This is a genomic window from Phytoactinopolyspora limicola (assembly GCF_011320225.1).
Taxonomy (GTDB): Bacteria; Actinomycetota; Actinomycetes; order Jiangellales; family Jiangellaceae; genus Phytoactinopolyspora; species Phytoactinopolyspora limicola.
Genome location: NZ_JAAOEN010000001.1, coordinates 870,462 through 885,856 on the forward strand (window position 1 = coordinate 870,462; position 15,395 = coordinate 885,856).

The following is a 15,395-nucleotide window of genomic DNA, read 5'->3' on the forward strand; positions in this document are numbered from 1 at the left end:
CGGCCAATCAGGTTGCATGACGTCACTCGGGCCGGAACCGTCGAGGCAGCAGCTTCTCAGTGGGGAAGAACGCCAACCAGCACACCACCGTGGGCAGGAAGTGGATACCCAGCGTCAGGAATGTGATCACGTGGAAGCCCAAGAAGAAGGCCGCGCCGAGGTACAGCGCCTTTCCGCGGAGGAAGAGAATAACGGGCGACAGGTACTCGGCGATCAACATCACCCACTGGCCGATCCGCAACAGCCAGGGGTAATCGAGAGACCACCGGGCGAGATCCGTGCCACGGCGAATGAACGCCCAGGTGAGCACAGCGCTGTTGCCCCAGGCGAACGGGGCACCATTGCGCACCCATTTGGCCACGGCCGCACCGAAGTAGGTAGCGATGACGCAGACTTGCAGACAGCGGAACGCCCAACCGCCGGCCTGTGTGGTGCCGTGGTCGCTGATGCGCGCCCGGCCGATGGTGGGCAGCACGAAGGCGGCCACCACCAGCGCCAGGTGGTCGTGGTCGACCTTGCCGAACGACATGCTCAAGATCAGCCACTCGAAATAACACAGCGCCACCGTCCACCCGGCCAGCCGTGGCAGCCGCCCGGTGGCGGCGATCAGGCAGCCGACGATGATGACGATCTGCAGGGTTTGGGCCAGGCCCACCGACGGTTCGGGTAGCGGCAGCGCGCGCCCGATCCATAGCGGCTGGTAAAGCTCCGGTGCGTAACCATGCGGAATGACGTCGTTGCGCAGGTACAGGATGTCGTAGATCAGGAACAGGTAGATGACCGCCCGCATGATGCCCACCCGCGAGCGGGGGATATCCGGTAGCCACCAGTCGGCGACGCGGGTGCCGAGACGGCGGGCTCGGGTGGGATGACGGGGACCGGCGGGAGCGTCCGGCGCCGCAACGCGCGAAGTGACGGTGGTCTGTTCGGTGCCCTCGTTCACCGGACTACCTCCCACTCGGCGAGCAGCTCGGTCTCCGGATCTCCGACGACGTAACCGTCCCGCAATTGGTAGACGCTTCGCTTGAGATACATATGTGTGTATTGGTCTCGGTCCGGGTGGAGCTGGCGGAAGGCATCGGCGATTACCTGCATGAGGGAGGGGTCCTCGATGAACCGGCCTAGCTGTCCTTCCACTTCGGCGCGGCCGATACCGGTGCCCGTGGCGTTTAGCGGTACCCGCACCTCGTCGCCCGATTCGGTCTCGGCCAGGATGTAGGTGGAACGCGTCTGTCCGTCGAGGTTGTGCGCGGTGGCGTACTGCGCCATGGAACCAAACGGGAAGTAATCGTCGGAGTCTTTGAGCGTGCCGTGCAGCAGGGCCAGCAGGCCGAGGCCGGCGGCGGCCAGCCGCCACGCCTTCGCCCATCGGGGCAAAAGGCCGCGGCCTTGCGGCGGCGACGTCGTGGTGCGGGGGATCACGTCGTAGAGACTACGCATCCGGGCCGGTGGGTCGTCCACACCTCGACTACATCCGAGATGGGCCCGTGGTCGGACACCCAGGTGGTCGGATCATCCTCTGGGATGACCGGTGCCGGTGGCGACGAGTGCGGGCGCCTGATCTCGTGGCTTGCACTCCAAGGGTGAGAGTGCTAAAACAGCGTTAGCACTCTTAAGGTGAGAGTGACAAGGAAGCCGGGTCGGCGAGGTCCCGGAAACTCGGTGAAGGGAGCCGGGAATCCGTGGGCCGTCCGTCGCGGGCGTCGTACCGGGCCATCCACCCGCAACCGGGAGGACCAACCCCATGCCAAAGATGATTGCCTTCGACGAGGAGGCGCGGCGTGGCCTCGAGCGCGGCATGAACACGCTTGCCGACGCCGTCAAGGTCACGCTCGGCCCGAAGGGCCGCAACGTGGTGCTGGAGAAGAAGTGGGGCGCGCCGACCATCACCAACGACGGCGTGTCCATCGCGAAGGAGATCGAGCTCGAGGACCCGTGGGAGAAGATCGGGGCCGAGCTGGTCAAGGAGGTCGCGAAGAAGACGGACGACGTCGCCGGTGACGGCACCACCACCGCTACGGTGCTCGCCCAGGCGCTCGTCCGTGAAGGACTGCGCAATGTCGCCGCCAGCGCCAACCCGATTGCCCTGAAGCGGGGCATCGAGCAGGCCGTCGAGGCGGTCTCCGAGCAGCTGCTGGCCTCGGCCAAGGACGTCGAGACCAAGGAGCAGATCGCTGCTACCGCGTCCATTTCCGCGGGCGACCCGCAGATCGGTGAGCTCATCGCCGAGGCCATGGACAAGGTCGGCAAGGAAGGTGTTATCACCGTCGAGGAGAGCAACACCTTCGGCCTGGAGCTTGAGCTCACCGAGGGTATGCGCTTCGACAAGGGCTACATCTCGGGTTACTTCGTCACCGACGCCGACCGTCAGGAAGCGATCCTCGAGGACGCCTACATCCTGCTGGTCGAGTCCAAGATCTCCAACGTCAAGGACATGCTGCCGCTGCTGGAGAAGGTCATGCAGGGCGGCAAGCCGCTGCTGATCATCTCGGAGGACGTCGAGGGTGAGGCTCTGGCCACCCTGGTCGTCAACAAGATCCGCGGCACCTTCAAGTCGGTCGCCGTCAAGGCGCCGGGCTTCGGTGACCGCCGTAAGGCCATGCTGCAGGACATCGCGATCCTGACCGGTGGCCAGGTCATCAGCGAGACCGTCGGTCTGAAGCTGGAGAACGCCACGCTCGACCTGCTGGGCCAGGCCCGCAAGGTGGTCGTCACCAAGGATGAGACCACCATCGTCGAGGGTGCCGGCGACGCCGACCAGATCGCCGGTCGGGTCAGCCAGATCCGGGCCGAGATCGAGAACTCCGACAGCGACTACGACCGCGAGAAGCTGCAGGAGCGCCTCGCCAAGCTCGCCGGCGGCGTCGCCGTCATCAAGGCGGGCGCGGCCACCGAGGTCGAGCTCAAGGAGCGCAAGCACCGTATCGAGGACGCCGTTCGCAACGCGAAGGCTGCCGTCGAGGAGGGCATCGTCGCCGGTGGTGGCGTGGCTCTGCTCCAGGCTGCGGTCAAGGCATTCGAGAAGCTGGAGCTTGAGGGCGACGAGGCGACTGGTGCCAGCATCGTCAAGCTCGCCGTCGAGGCCCCGCTCAAGCAGATCGCGGTGAACGCCGGCCTTGAGGGCGGCGTCGTGGTCGAGAAGGTCAAGGGGCTGCCGGAGGCGCACGGTCTCAACGCCGCCACTGGTGAGTACGAGAACCTGCTCGACGCCGGTGTCCTCGACCCGGCCAAGGTGACGCGGTCCGCGCTGCAGAACGCCGCTTCCATCGCCGCGCTGTTCCTCACCACCGAAGCCGTTGTCGCCGACAAGCCGGAGAAGGCCGCTGCCCCCGCTGGTGGCGACCCGACCGGTGGCATGGGCGGCATGGACTTCTAGACCCTTAGGTCGTTTAGTCCGCTTCACCACCGAACAACGACGGTGCCCCGGTCTACTGGCCGGGGCACCGTCGGTCATTGCGGAGCCCGGTCGGGCGGGAGGAAATCCCGCCTCACCGGGCATGCGTATCTCGGTCTAGTGCGACACCAACGACGACGGGGTGACGGTCACCGGGTAGGGCCGGTTGAGTGTGACGGCGTCGTGGCTAGCGCCTCGTGCTACCTCAACGTACTGACCATCGTGCAGGTCATACGCCACCAAAGACGGCTCGGCCGGGTCGACGATCCAGTACGACGCCACGCCACCCTCGGCATACTTGGCGTATTTCAGTTTCGTGTCACGTAATCGGCTGCTCGGCGAGAGCACCTCCACCGCTAGCCGCAGTGGCGCGGTGATCGGCCCGTCACCGAGGTCATCCTTGGCGACGACGAGCAGGTCGGGTTCGAGCGAGTTCCGCCTATCCGGCTGCCAGTCGAGCGGAGCGAAGAAGACCTCCAGATGCGGCGGACAGGCTTCTTCGAGAAGCAAAGTGAGCCGCCGTGCGACACGCTGATGTGTGAAATTGGGTGCTGGGCTCACGATCAGCGTTCCATCGATGAGCTCGTAACGCAGGCCGTCGTCTTCGGGTAGCTGGGTGAGGTCGTCGACCGTCCAGTCGTCCGTGGCACGGGGCATCACCGCCATAGTTGTCATAGTGCCCTCCTGGGCCGAGATTTTCCACGTCATCATCCACTGCACGCACGAGAATGCCAAGCTGGTTATCCACAGGCGAATGGCAGGTAACGTGTGCTAATCGGAGAAAGCGACCTCTATTTGTGTGCTGCCAGTGGGATCTCGCCGAGCAGGAGGGCGGCACGGGCGGCCGCGTCGGCTTTGACGCGGTTGATCGTCGCTGGATCCAGATCGGCTTCGGCGCCCGCAGGTCCCGCGGCGTGATCAGCGTTGCGGGCCTGCAACTCGGCCAGCAACTCGTCGTCGCCGCGACCACGCATCAGGAGCAGCAGGAACGGGTCGGCGTCCAGCAGCCACGACGCCTGATAGCACAGCGCGGCCGCGTGGGTGCAAGGGTGGCCCCAGTCGTCGCAGGTGCAGCTCGGTTCGAGATCGTCGATACCCGGCAGAAGGGGCACGCCGGCGTCGGATGCGGTCTCGGCGAGTTCATACGGCATGTCTCGTTCGAGAAGCGCGGCGACGTGCCCGGCCTGGGACGCGACGGCGTCCAGCAGCCGTTCCCAGGTGGTGGCGGAGAACTCTTCGAGCGCGACGACGGTCTCATGTGGCGCGTGGTCCTCGCCGTAGACGGTTGCGGAGATCCGGCCCGGGCTGACCGTGATGGTCCCGACGTGGCCGCCATGGGCGAAGGCGCGGCCCCGCCGCAACGCGTCGGAGTCGAGGGAGGTGTCTTCGAGCGCGGCGATCCAGGCGTTGCCCCACCACGTCTGCGCGCGTCGGGTGCGGCGTTTGCGAGCCGGGAACGCCGGAAACCCCTTGGCCAATTCGGTCATGGTGTCCTCCGCAGTTCGACGAGTTCGCTCAGCTCGGCATCGGAGAGTTCGCTCAGAGCCGCCTCGCCGCGGTTCAGCACCGCCGCCGCCAGCTCTCGTTTGGACTCCAGCATGGCGGCGATCCGGTCCTCGACGGTCCCCTCGGCGATCAGCCGGTGCACCTGGACCGGGCGGGTCTGGCCGATCCGGTAGGCGCGGTCGGTCGCTTGCTCTTCTACGGCGGGATTCCACCAGCGGTCGTAGTGGATCACGTGTCCGGCTCGGGTGAGGTTGAGCCCCGTTCCGGCGGCTTTGAGGGAGAGGACGAACACCGGCGCCTGTCCCGCCGGGCTCTCCTGGAACTGGCGGACCAGGTGTTCCCGCCGATCCACCGGGGTGCCGCCGTGCAGGACCTGAACGGGCACCTGCCGGTTCCGTAGGTGATTCTCGATCAGGTTGGCCATCCCGACGTACTGGGTGAACACCAGCACCGCGTCGTCTTCGGCGACGATCGTACTGACCAACTCGTCGAGCAACTCCAGCTTGCCCGAGCGGCCGGCCTCCCCCAGGGGCTCCTTGAGGTACTGAGCCGGATGGTTGCAGATCTGCTTCAGCTTGGTGAGGAGCGCCAGGACCAGGCCGCGGCGGGTTATGCCGCTGCTGGCGGCGATCTTGGCCATGGTTTCGTCCACCACCGTTTGATAGAGAGCCACCTGCTCGGCGGTCAGCGTCACCGGGTGGTCGGACTCGGTTTTGGGCGGCAGCTCCGGAGCGATTCCAGGATCGGACTTCCGGCGGCGCAACAGGAACGGCCCGACGAGGCGGGCGAGCCGGTCGGCGGTGTCTGATGCGGCTGGCTCGGTCCCGGATTCGATTGGTTCCGCCCAGCGAGCCCGGAAGGTGTGCGACGAACCCAATAGCCCGGGGGTGGCCCAGTCCAGGATGGCCCACAGCTCCGCCAGGTTGTTCTCCATAGGGGTGCCGGTGAGGGCCACCCGTGCGGCGGCCGGAATGGTGCGTAAGGCCTGTGCGGTCTTGGATCGGGCGTTCTTGACGTGCTGCGCTTCGTCGGCGACGACCATCCCCCAGTCGGCCGTGGACAGCACGCCGCCGGCCCCCGCATCGGCGCGCATGGTGCCGTAGGTGGTGAGGACGAAACCGCCGGCGGTGTCCGACACGATGGCGTCGAGCTCACGCCCGCTCCCGTGGTAGCGGCGGACCGCCACGCCGGGGGCGAAGCGTTCGATTTCCCGCTCCCAGTTGCCCAGCAACGACGCCGGGCAGACCACCAGGGTGCGGCCAGCGGTAGCGGGGTCCACCTGCCGATGTAGGTGCAATGCGATGAGCGTCACGGTTTTGCCCAGCCCCATGTCGTCGGCGAGGCAGGCACCTAAGCCGAGTGAGGTCATCCGGTGCAGCCACCGCAACCCGCGCAACTGATAGTCGCGCAAAGACGCGTTCAGGGAAGCCGGCGGATCGATACGTTCGACGGCCCGCTCCGGATCGGCGATGCGACGACGTAGCTCCTCCAGCCATCCGGTCGGCGTCACCGCAACCCGTTCGCCGTCGATCTCGGTGGTGCCGGTCAGCGCCGCACCGAGTGCGTCGAGGGCGCCGAGCGGTTTCGGATCGTCGTCGTTGGCCTTACTGGCGAGTCTCGGGTCAACCAGCACCCATCGGTCGCGGAGCCGGACGAAGGGTCGGCGGCTCGTCGCGAGCAGATCCCGCTCCTCGTCGGTCAGCGCGCTCTCACCGAGAGTTATCCGCCAGCTCAGGTGGAGCAACTCAGTGCTATCGAAGGGTGTGGGCTCACCCCGGGTACTGCGACGCCGGGTCAGTGGCCCTTGGGTGGGCACAACAGCGGCGACGGTCAGCTCATGCGCGAGTTCACGTGGCCATTGCGCGCCGGTACCGCCCGCCGCCAGCCGTTCTGCCGCTCCACCCAACAGTTCGGCGAACTCGTCGTCGTCCAGCCATAACTGGTCAGGGACCTGCCGGCGCAGCAGCCGGTCGAGTGGCGGCCACGTCTGCGCCGCGCGGCGTAGCGCGAGCATGGCGCCGGAACGTGCGGCCGGGCCGTATCGGTCGGTGTGGGCCCACAACTCTGCCGCGTCGGTGGTCAGGTCGGGGTCGGCCACCGCGTGGACTTCCACAACGGCTAGAAAGCGGTCGTCGGGGGTGTCCTGCTCCAAGGCCGCGACCCCGCCCGGGAGTTCGATCCGCAGTGACACCCGCACTCCCGCATCGAGGTCGGGAGTGGCGAGGAGGTCCGCCACCGCGTCCAGGAAGGCCCCGGGCGGACCGGCACTGTCCGGGACAGTCGACTCCAGGTCGGCCACGGCCGCTGTGTCGGTGTCGTCCAATCCAGCGACGTGCCAGGTGACTGGCCGCGCGGTCGGGTTCGGCGCGATCTTTCCGGCGTGTACGAGTCCGACGGCGAAGCGGGCGGCCCGGCGCCAGAACTCGACGGTGGGATCTGCCGGGTGATGTGGCGCCGCACAGAGGAGGGGAATGGCTTCGGCCATCGGCAACTCGACGAGAACGTCGGCGGTGTCCGGTGACCTGAAGGTGAGATGGCTGCTCCTGGGTGGGTCGGCGGGTTCGAAGGTGGCCTGGCAGTGTCGAAGCTCTGCTCGCACGCACAACCTCTTCCGTCGTCGTCGCGCTGGGGCGGAGGGGTATAACGCTCGCCGTGCCCGCGGATGTTCCCGGCCGGCGGCGGGAGCTTCATCCAAGCCGGTGATCGTTGCCGTCTTCGCGTCGCTATAGCGACGCGAAGACGGCAACGATCACCGGGGGGGGGGGGGTGGGGGCCCGGGCCCAGGGGGCGAGGGCGGCCACGACGATGCCGCCCTTCACGCAGACCCAGTGTGGGTCCGGCCCCAAGTCGGGGTCGATCCGCAGCTCGTGTGGTGTGGCGTCGGCACAGGTGGTGCAGAGCGGCCAGCGGCCGAGGCCGCCGTCGAGGAGCCGTTCTTGGACATCCTGGGCGACCTGTCCGGCGACGTACGCCGCACCGGCCGGCCACTGCTCCACCCACCAGCGGCGCGCGGTGACGGCGTCGTCGAGAACGTTCACCGCGGCGGCGGAGTCGATGCCCCTGGTGTTGAGGTCACGTAGCACCAGGGCCCGGGCAGCGAGGATGGCGTCGTCAGCCGACATACCCGCGCTTCTTCCGTATGGTGCGTTCCTCGCCCCCGACACCATCCGGTGTGCTGAAAGTGTCCACGGCCCCGATCTTGCCAGCCGGGGCCGGAATTCGCGTCCCATGGGGGTCACCGGCAGCCGGGGGAAGGTGGCACACTGTGCTCTGTGCAGCCGCTGCTCGAAGTCATCGCCCTCGGTCCCGCCGACGCGCGCGGCGCGGTGGAAGGTGGGGCCGACCGGTTGGAGGTCGTGACCGACATGGCCGCTGACGGCCTGACCCCCAGCGTGCAGACGATCCGGGATCTCAAGCGCGAGTGCGACCTCCCACTGCGCGTGATGCTGCGGGCCAATGACGGCTTCGCCACCAGCGGATCGGAGCTGTCCCGGCTCATGGGGGCCGCTCACCAGCTGTACGCGGCGGGCGCCGACGGCTTCGTGTTGGGTTTCCTCAACCCGGCGGTGGAGGTAGACGTCGAGGCCACCCTACGGCTGGTGGAAGAGCTCGGCGATGCTCCGTGGACATTCCATCGCGCCATCGATCACACCCTCGACCACGATCACGCCTGGCAGCAGGTGATCGGCCTGCACGGGATCGACACCGTACTCACGGCAGGCTCGGCGCGTGGCGTCGGCGCTGGTCTGGACGACCTGTGTCGACGGGCCGCGGACTCGGCCGTGGTGGCCCAGTTGATGATGGCGGGAGGTGGCCTCGCCCCTGATCACGTGCCGTGGTTGGCGCGGGCCGGGGTGCGCAAGTTCCACATTGGTGGCGCGGCCCGCCCCGGACGGTCGTGGAAGGCGTACGTCGACGCCAGCTTGGTTCGGTCGTGGCGGACTCTGATCGACGACTCCGTGGCCGCAGCGCTGTGATCTTGATAGATTCGCCGATCTGGCCCGGCCATGGTCGGCGCTGGTCGCATCTGGTGTCCGACGAGTCCTATGCGGAGTTGCACACGTTCGCCGCCGAGCTGGGGTTGTCGCGACGCGCCTTCGACGGTGATCACTACGACCTGCCCGAGTCGATGTACCAGCAGGCCATCGACGCCGGTGCCACCGCCGTCACCGGACGTGAGTTGGTCACCCGGTTGAACGCTGCCGGCCTGCGCCGACGCAAGACCCGCCGCACCGACGACACATAACGGAGCACACTGGTCCTATGGCGTCTCGGAGCCGGCTCGCCAGCGCGATGGAGCGCCTGGACGAGCGCGTCGACGCGACCCCACCGGATCGCAACCGTGCGGTCGACTTCCTGCGGGTGGCCGCCATCTGCGTCGTGATCACCTGGCATTGGACCTTGTCGGTCAACCATCGCCGCGACGGACAGCTGGTCAACCCCAACCCGGTCGAGGATGTCCCCGGCGGGTGGTTGCTGACCTGGGTCTTCCAGATCATGCCGTTGTTCTTCATCATCGGTGGTTATGCCAACTTGACTGGCTGGGACTCGGTGACGCGGGCCGGCCGCGGCGCCGCTGAGTTCCTACGCCGCCGCCTGTCGCGGTTGCTTGTACCCGCCATCGTTTTCGCCGCGATCTGGGTGATCATCGACGCGGTGTGCCGGATCGTCATCGACGACTATGCCGGCGCGCTGACCGTTATGCCGATCCTGTTCACGCCACTATGGTTCCTGGGCGCTTACGTCTGGGTCACCCTCTGGGTGCCGATCACCGCGCGCCTGCACCGGCGGTACGGGATCGGCGCCGCGGCGGTCATCGGTGTGGTGGTGATAGGTGCCGACGCCGGACGGTTCGGCCTCGGGCAGGAATGGATGGGGTGGATCAACACCGCCCTGGTGTGGATCTTCGCCCACCAGCTTGGATATCTGTGGCGCGATGGCCTGCTCCAGGCGGCCTGGCGCCGATGGATCTTCGCTCTCGGAGGTCTCGCTGGCTTGGTGGTGTTGACCGGCATCGACGTATACCCGCGGTCGATGGTCTCGGTGCCAGGTGAAGACATCAGCCACATGTTGCCGACCACGGCCGTCATCGCCTCGTTGGCGATCTCGCAGGTGGGGTTCGCCACCCTGGTAGCTCCGGCATTGTCGCGGTGGTTGCGGCGACGCTGGCCGTGGCGCATCGTGATCGTGCTGGGTGCGGTCCTGCTGACGATCTTCCTATGGCACATGACGGCGCTGCTGATCGTCTTTCTGGGTGTGGAGGCGCTGGGCTTTACCCCAGGTGCGGAGCCGACGCTCGAGTGGTGGGCTCTGCGGCCATTCTGGCTGGTTGCCCCGGCGGTTGTGCTCGCGGTGCTGGTGGCCGTTTTCGCACCCGTGGAGCAACGGGTGCGGCCCGGGCGTCGATCATGACCACCGGCGACGACCACCGGCGCAGGACACTAGTTCCCACACTAGGTGCGAAGCTGGTCGAGCTCGTCAGTTATGTTGCGCCGAGCGGTAGCCTCCCATAGCTGTCTCCCGGTCTTGGTACGGAACAGCGATCGGTGACTCAGTAGCCGTTCGAGTACGTCGATCCGTCCGGCCCGGAAGTGGTGATCGTCGATGTGTGCGTAGTCCCGACGCACCGCGGTGACGTAGGCCCGGTAATCGTCTGGGGCGCTGGCGAGGACGGAGAGGTCCGCGTCGCAGAGCGCGGCACCGTCGGCATCGTCCGTCGCGGGATCGTGGGCCCTGGTGATCATCACGAGGCGCTGCACCTCGGCGACCTCGGCGAGGTTTCGGCCCAACCGGGTGAGCTGCTGCGCGGCCAGCGCGGCGCTGGCGGTCTCGTCGTCACCCGGGCGGCCGTCGTAGACCGCGTCGTGGAACCATGCGGCTAGCCGGACGGCCGTCGCCGAGCGGATCTCGGCGTCCAGGATGTCCAAGGCGTCGAGCACGGCGCGCAGGTGTGGCACCGAGTGATAATGGCGGTGTGGCTGCGACCATCGGTCGAGCAGGTCCAGTCCGACACCGACGGCTGACTCCGTGTGGCCGACGAGCGCTGTCCAGCGGCTGAGCAGGTCTGGCACGTCCCCATTGTCGTGACATGGCTAACGATTCGCCAATTGCGTGTGCGTTTGGACCGCCCGGGGGTCCATACTCTGCCGTATGAGTGACGTTCAGGACGACTCCTTTGAGCGGCCCGCGTTTTCGGACGTGCTCGTCACCGTGACCCGGCGGGGAAGGTTGATGCCGGCGCGGCGCGGCGGGATGCTCGAACTCGAGACGGACGACGAGCGGGTTGAACTCTTAGGCCCGTTCGCCAGCGCGGCCGAGCTCGGTGATGAGGTCGAGGTCGTGGGTATTCCCGCGCCCGAGCCCGATGAAGGACCGAGTGAACCTGGCCTGCTGGTGCGGGAAGTTCGCAAGCTCTGAGATCCGGCTCATCGAACAGCCCGAGCGGGTAGGCCGAACGGGTAGGACGAACGATGCGGGCAGGCCCGCTGCTGGCGCGGGCAATGACGTTAGCACTGGGGTGATCCGCCGGCCGGCTGCCGAGGCACGCCGGCGCGCGGCGGATCGCCGGGCGTGTGGTCAGGCAGTGGTGACGAAGATGTGGCCGGCGTCCGCTGGGGCCAACTCGACCAGTTCGGAGCCGCGTAGCTCCACTCCGGAGTCAGTGGTGTGAACGTGGATCGTCCGGCCCGGAATCAGCTCGGCTCGCCGAAGAGTGGCCAGCAGTTTCTCGTCGACCTGCAGTGGTTCACCAATGTGCTGGATGGTGACATCCACGCCGCCAGGTGTGCTGGCGTGTCTCAGCGTGGACACGCCGGTGCGGGAATCATCAACCTTGATCTTGCTGTCGAGTTCTTCGAGACCGGGAATGGGATTGCCGTAGGGATCGGTGGACGGTTCATGCAGCAGCTCGACCAGCCGGCGCTCAACGGCCTCGGAGACGACATGCTCCCATCGGCACGCCTCGTTGTGTACGAACTCCCAGTCGAGCCCGATGACGTCGACGAGCAGCCGTTCGACCAGCCGGTGTTTGCGCATGACCCGGGTGGCTAGCGCACGCCCCTTCTCGGTGAGCTCCAGATGTCGGTCTTCGTCGACATGGAGCAGACCGTCGCGTTCCATGCGGGCTACGGTCTGGCTGACCGTGGGGCCAGACTGATGCAGTCGCTCGGCGATCCTCGCCCGCAACGGCACGATCCCCTCTTCCTCAAGCTCGAAGATCGTCTTGAGGTACATCTCAGTGGTGTCGATCAGGTCGCTCACCGGACCGCTCTCCTTGGTCGTCCCGAATCCCACTTCAACCTTATCTCGCCGCGGGGACAACACCGACGCATATTGCCGCCTGTCCAGCTATTGCCCGCTGAGGTCGAGCTGTGAACACCGGGCCACCCGCCGGCCTACTCGACCCAACTGCCGCGAGACATGACCCCGCGTACGGCGAAGTCCTCGTCGAGGATGACGAGGTCGGCATCGTACCCTTCGGCGAGTGCGCCACGGCGCTCGGCCAGCCCGAGGAGCCGCGCGGGATTTGTGGCGGTGGCGAGGACGGCTTCGTCGACGGAGAAACCGGCCTGAGTTACGGCGAACCGGAAGGCGGCATCCATGGTCAGCGTGCTTCCGGCGATGGATCCGCCATCGACGAGCCGGGCTACCCCGTCGGTCACCCGGACCGCCAGCCCACCCAGCACGTAGTCGCCGTCGCCCACGCCGGTGGCCGCCATGGCGTCGGTGACGAGGGCCACCCGTCCGGCTCCCGCCGAGCGCAGCACATGTGCGGCCACGGCGGCGTGCAGATGTGCCCCGTCGAGGATGAGCTCGACAGTGACCCGCTCGTCCTCGAGGAGCGCGATGATGGGGCCTGGCTCGCGATGGTGTACTGGCGTCATCGCGTTGAACAGGTGGGTCGCCACGGTGGCGCCGGCATCGATCGCCTGATGGATGACGGCGTAGCTGCCGTCCGTGTGTCCGACCGCGGCGATCGCCCCCGCATCGACCACCGATCGAACCGCGTCGAGGCCGCCGTCGAGTTCAGGCGCCAGGGTGACCATGCGTACCCGGCCCGCACCGGCGCTGAGCATGCGCTGCACCACGGCCGGCTCGGGTGCGGCCAGCGCGTCGGGGTCGTGGGCACCACGACGGCTCGGTGATATCCACGGGCCCTCCAGGTGAATCCCGGCGACAAGTCCGTCGTCGACGAGTTCCACGAGGCCACGCACATCGCGTTCGAGCTGGTCGGGCTGGCCCGTGACCAGGCTGGCCATCAGGGTCGTGGTCCCGTGCCGGCGGTGGGTGTCGGCGAAGATCCGCACCTGGTCCGCGTCCGCGCCGACGACGGTGGCACCTCCTCCGCCGTGGCTGTGGATGTCGACGAAGCCGGGGACGATCCAGCCGTCCACCACACGGTCCGCCGGATGAGGTGGTGGGCCCGATCCGATGGCCGCGATGCGGGTTCCGTCGACGCGGATCCAGCCGCCGTCGACCACACCATCGGGAGTCGCTACTCTGCTGCCCACTATCAACGTCATGGGATGACGGTAGCGGGTACGGTCTAGGCCATGAAGCTCACCATCGACCGCCGATTTCGCGGCCCGTCGACGTCGGGCAACGGCGGTTATGTCGCGGCGCTCGTCGCCGGTGGTCTCCGCGTGCAAGCAGCAACGGTCACCCTGCGCACCCCACCGCCGCTCGAGGTCCCATTGCGGCTCGTGGCGGAACCCGCCGGGGTGCGGCTGCTCGACGGCGACGCCGAGGTGGCGGTGGGTGTCGACGCGGGTTCGGTCGAGCTCGATGCGGTTCCGGCCGTCGACGCCAGCATCGCCGGAGGGGCGTCGGCGGATTACCCCGGGCTCCGTCGGCATCCCTTCCCCGAGTGTTTCGTCTGCGGTCCGCAGCGTGAGCCTGGGGACGGCCTGCGGCTGTTCCCAGGGCGGCTCGGTGACGGTCGAACGGCCTGCCTGTGGAACGTCGCCGCCGATGTAGCTGGCGAGCCAAGGTTCGTGTGGGCGGCGCTGGACTGTCCTGGAGGCTGGAGCGCCCCGATCGAGGGCCGGCCGATGGTGCTCGGGCGGATGACAGCCCGAGTGATCGATGTCCCCGCGGTAGGCGAAGAGTGCGTCGTGATGGGTCAGCTCCTGGGTAGTGAGGGACGTAAGACCTGGACCGCGACAACAGCGTTTGGCAGCGATGGACGCGAGCTGGGCCGGGCACACGCGACATGGATCAGCGTCCCGGTCTGACGGCTCCTGGTCATGGGTGCGGCGTTCGCACACCACCGGTGCCCCTGTTGGGGGCGCCGCCGCGACCTGCCCGATTTCGCCGGCAGAAAACCCATTGCCCGGCATGGCCGTCGAGGTCTAACGTTTTCAGTACACGGAAAGGAGGTGGTCCAAGAATATGAATGGCTATTGGACTCGTGAGGTGGCTGCTCGTTAGCCGCCTGCTCGACGCAGGACCTGGGGTGACACCCGGTTCGCCGGCCGGTCGGCTGGCAATCTAGAGCAGTCACCCGGCCCGTGGGCTTCCAGGATCAGTCCGCCTGGACCGCGTATTCGCGGAAGTAGCCCACGGGCTGTCCCTTTTCCGACACCCTGTGCCAGTTCCTGATTTGACGGTGTGAACACAGGTGGTTCTATGGGGCAAGACGGTCCAGGGCCCAACCGTCGTCAGCGCGGCGGTAACGCAACCGATCGTGCAACCTCCCTGGGCCGCCCTGCCAGAACTCGATCGTGTGCGGTTTGACCCGGTGCCCGCCCCAGAAAGCCGGCAATGGGATCTCGTCCGGGAACCGCCGGGCCACCGCCTTGGCCGCCTCCTCCAGGTCTGTGCGGGTCGAGATGACCGCGGACTGGGCGCTCGCCCACGCTCCGATCTGTGAGTCTCGCGGCCGCGTGCGCCAGTAGGCTTCGCTATCCGCCAACGGCAACGGTGCGGCCGTTCCGCCGACCACGACCTGGCGCTCCATGGCAAACCATGGGAAGCACAATGAGACATGGGTGTTCTGCGCCATGTCCGCGCCTTTGCGGGAGCCGTGGTTGGTGAAGAAGACGAACCCCTCCGCGTCAAGCTCCTTGAGCAGCACGTGACGGGTACTGGGCACCGCGTCGGTGGAAGCGGTGGCCAGGACCATGGCGTTTGGCTCGGGCAGGCCGGCGGTGACGGCGTCGTGTAGCCAATGGCGGAACTGAACGAACGGGTCGTCGGCGACGTCGGCCTCGAGCAGTCGGGTCGATGCGTAGCGGCGTCGCATTCGGGCCAGTGTGCTCTTCACATGGCCACTCTGTCACCGTCGCGGCGGGTCGGGTAACCGAGACACCTCCCCTCCCCATGATCATGAACACTTTGCCGTGCTATGACCCGGCAAAGTGTTCATGATCATGGGGGTGAAGGGGGTAACTGTGGGAAACAGCACATTCGGTGCGTCTCAACTTGTCATGAGTCACCATGTCCTTGGCATGATGGGTGTCGAGTGTGACCTTGATACGTCCCGTGCGCGCAGTTC

16 protein-coding genes are annotated in these 15,395 nt (G+C 67.2%); 6 read left to right on the forward strand and 10 right to left on the reverse strand.

Annotated features, from left to right (window positions below):
- Positions 1-22 precede the first annotated feature (22 nt).
- Positions 23-943: a hypothetical protein gene (locus G8760_RS04260; RefSeq protein ID WP_166346986.1), complete on the reverse strand. Its 921-nt coding sequence runs from the start codon at positions 941-943 to the stop codon at positions 23-25.
- Positions 940-1,461 (reverse strand): hypothetical protein, encoded by a 522-nt coding sequence (locus G8760_RS04265; RefSeq protein ID WP_166346989.1) that lies wholly within the window; start codon positions 1,459-1,461, stop codon positions 940-942. The genes G8760_RS04260 and G8760_RS04265 overlap by 4 nt, the downstream gene beginning before the upstream one ends.
- A gap of 283 nt (positions 1,462-1,744) precedes the next feature.
- Between G8760_RS04265 and groL the strand changes: the two genes are divergently transcribed.
- Positions 1,745-3,376: a chaperonin GroEL gene (groL, locus tag G8760_RS04270; protein ID WP_166346992.1), complete on the forward strand. Its 1,632-nt coding sequence runs from the start codon at positions 1,745-1,747 to the stop codon at positions 3,374-3,376.
- 135 nt (positions 3,377-3,511) lie between these two features.
- Here groL and G8760_RS04275 read toward each other — a convergent pair whose 3' ends face one another.
- The 4 genes from G8760_RS04275 to G8760_RS04290 all read right to left on the reverse strand — a co-directional run bounded on the left by G8760_RS04275 (position 3,512) and on the right by G8760_RS04290 (position 8,022).
- Entirely contained in the window at positions 3,512-4,069 is a 558-nt protein-coding gene (locus G8760_RS04275) for a Uma2 family endonuclease (protein WP_166346997.1), read from the reverse strand.
- Between the two features lie 116 nt (positions 4,070-4,185).
- On the reverse strand, positions 4,186-4,881 hold the full coding sequence (locus G8760_RS04280) for an SWIM zinc finger family protein (protein ID WP_166347001.1): 696 nt from the start codon (positions 4,879-4,881) through the stop codon (positions 4,186-4,188).
- Entirely contained in the window at positions 4,878-7,385 is a 2,508-nt protein-coding gene (locus tag G8760_RS04285) for an SNF2-related protein (RefSeq protein WP_166348108.1), read from the reverse strand. The genes G8760_RS04280 and G8760_RS04285 overlap by 4 nt, the downstream gene beginning before the upstream one ends.
- Before the next feature lie 238 nt (positions 7,386-7,623).
- Positions 7,624-8,022, reverse strand: coding sequence for a hypothetical protein (locus tag G8760_RS04290; protein ID WP_166347004.1), 399 nt, complete (start codon positions 8,020-8,022; stop codon positions 7,624-7,626).
- A 150-nt stretch (positions 8,023-8,172) separates the two neighbouring features.
- Between G8760_RS04290 and G8760_RS04295 the strand changes: the two genes are divergently transcribed.
- From G8760_RS04295 to G8760_RS04305, 3 genes are read left to right on the forward strand one after another with little or no spacing between them, the layout of a single operon-like run.
- Positions 8,173-8,877, forward strand: a complete 705-nt coding sequence (locus G8760_RS04295; RefSeq protein WP_166347007.1) for a copper homeostasis protein CutC — start codon at positions 8,173-8,175, stop codon at positions 8,875-8,877.
- Complete coding sequence (locus tag G8760_RS04300) at positions 8,874-9,146, forward strand: DUF4031 domain-containing protein (protein WP_166347010.1); 273 nt, start codon at positions 8,874-8,876, stop codon at positions 9,144-9,146. The genes G8760_RS04295 and G8760_RS04300 overlap by 4 nt, the downstream gene beginning before the upstream one ends.
- Before the next feature lie 17 nt (positions 9,147-9,163).
- Positions 9,164-10,312, forward strand: a complete 1,149-nt coding sequence (locus G8760_RS04305) for an acyltransferase family protein (protein WP_166347013.1) — start codon at positions 9,164-9,166, stop codon at positions 10,310-10,312.
- Positions 10,313-10,353: 41 nt separating this feature from the next.
- Here the strand turns inward: G8760_RS04305 and G8760_RS04310 are convergent, their stop codons facing one another.
- Positions 10,354-10,971 (reverse strand): HD domain-containing protein, encoded by a 618-nt coding sequence (locus G8760_RS04310; protein WP_166347016.1) that lies wholly within the window; start codon positions 10,969-10,971, stop codon positions 10,354-10,356.
- A gap of 79 nt (positions 10,972-11,050) precedes the next feature.
- Between G8760_RS04310 and G8760_RS04315 the strand changes: the two genes are divergently transcribed.
- Positions 11,051-11,317 carry a hypothetical protein gene (locus tag G8760_RS04315; RefSeq protein ID WP_166347019.1) on the forward strand — a complete coding sequence of 89 codons (267 nt, stop codon included), beginning with the start codon at positions 11,051-11,053 and terminating at the stop codon, positions 11,315-11,317.
- 159 nt (positions 11,318-11,476) lie between these two features.
- On the opposite strand, the gene G8760_RS04320 is transcribed toward G8760_RS04315, so the two are convergent.
- A complete protein-coding gene (locus G8760_RS04320) occupies positions 11,477-12,160 on the reverse strand; it encodes an iron-dependent transcriptional repressor DtxR (protein ID WP_166347023.1) in 684 nt (227 codons plus the stop codon).
- Positions 12,161-12,294: 134 nt separating this feature from the next.
- Positions 12,295-13,422, reverse strand: coding sequence for an N-acetylglucosamine-6-phosphate deacetylase (nagA, locus tag G8760_RS04325; RefSeq protein WP_166347027.1), 1,128 nt, complete (start codon positions 13,420-13,422; stop codon positions 12,295-12,297).
- 30 nt (positions 13,423-13,452) lie between these two features.
- On the opposite strand from nagA, the gene G8760_RS04330 reads away from it, so the two are divergent.
- Positions 13,453-14,133: a hypothetical protein gene (locus tag G8760_RS04330; RefSeq protein ID WP_166347030.1), complete on the forward strand. Its 681-nt coding sequence runs from the start codon at positions 13,453-13,455 to the stop codon at positions 14,131-14,133.
- Between the two features lie 392 nt (positions 14,134-14,525).
- On the opposite strand, the gene pdxH is transcribed toward G8760_RS04330, so the two are convergent.
- Positions 14,526-15,164 carry a pyridoxamine 5'-phosphate oxidase gene (gene pdxH, locus G8760_RS04335; protein ID WP_211198936.1) on the reverse strand — a complete coding sequence of 213 codons (639 nt, stop codon included), beginning with the start codon at positions 15,162-15,164 and terminating at the stop codon, positions 14,526-14,528.
- Positions 15,165-15,395: the final 231 nt, after the last annotated feature.

Bases quoted from the DNA above. Each gene is read 5' to 3' on its own strand.
- groL (WP_166346992.1), top strand. From the start codon at position 1,745: ATGCCAAAGATGATTGCCTTCGACGAGGAGGCGCGGCGTGGCCTCGAG.
- G8760_RS04275 (WP_166346997.1), bottom strand. From the start codon at position 4,069: ATGACAACTATGGCGGTGATGCCCCGTGCCACGGACGACTGGACGGTC.
- G8760_RS04280 (WP_166347001.1), bottom strand. From the start codon at position 4,881: ATGACCGAATTGGCCAAGGGGTTTCCGGCGTTCCCGGCTCGCAAACGC.
- G8760_RS04285 (WP_166348108.1), bottom strand. From the start codon at position 7,385: ATGGCCGAAGCCATTCCCCTCCTCTGTGCGGCGCCACATCACCCGGCA.
- G8760_RS04290 (WP_166347004.1), bottom strand. From the start codon at position 8,022: ATGTCGGCTGACGACGCCATCCTCGCTGCCCGGGCCCTGGTGCTACGT.
- G8760_RS04305 (WP_166347013.1), top strand. From the start codon at position 9,164: ATGGCGTCTCGGAGCCGGCTCGCCAGCGCGATGGAGCGCCTGGACGAG.
- G8760_RS04315 (WP_166347019.1), top strand. From the start codon at position 11,051: ATGAGTGACGTTCAGGACGACTCCTTTGAGCGGCCCGCGTTTTCGGAC.
- nagA (WP_166347027.1), bottom strand. From the start codon at position 13,422: ATGACGTTGATAGTGGGCAGCAGAGTAGCGACTCCCGATGGTGTGGTC.
- G8760_RS04330 (WP_166347030.1), top strand. From the start codon at position 13,453: ATGAAGCTCACCATCGACCGCCGATTTCGCGGCCCGTCGACGTCGGGC.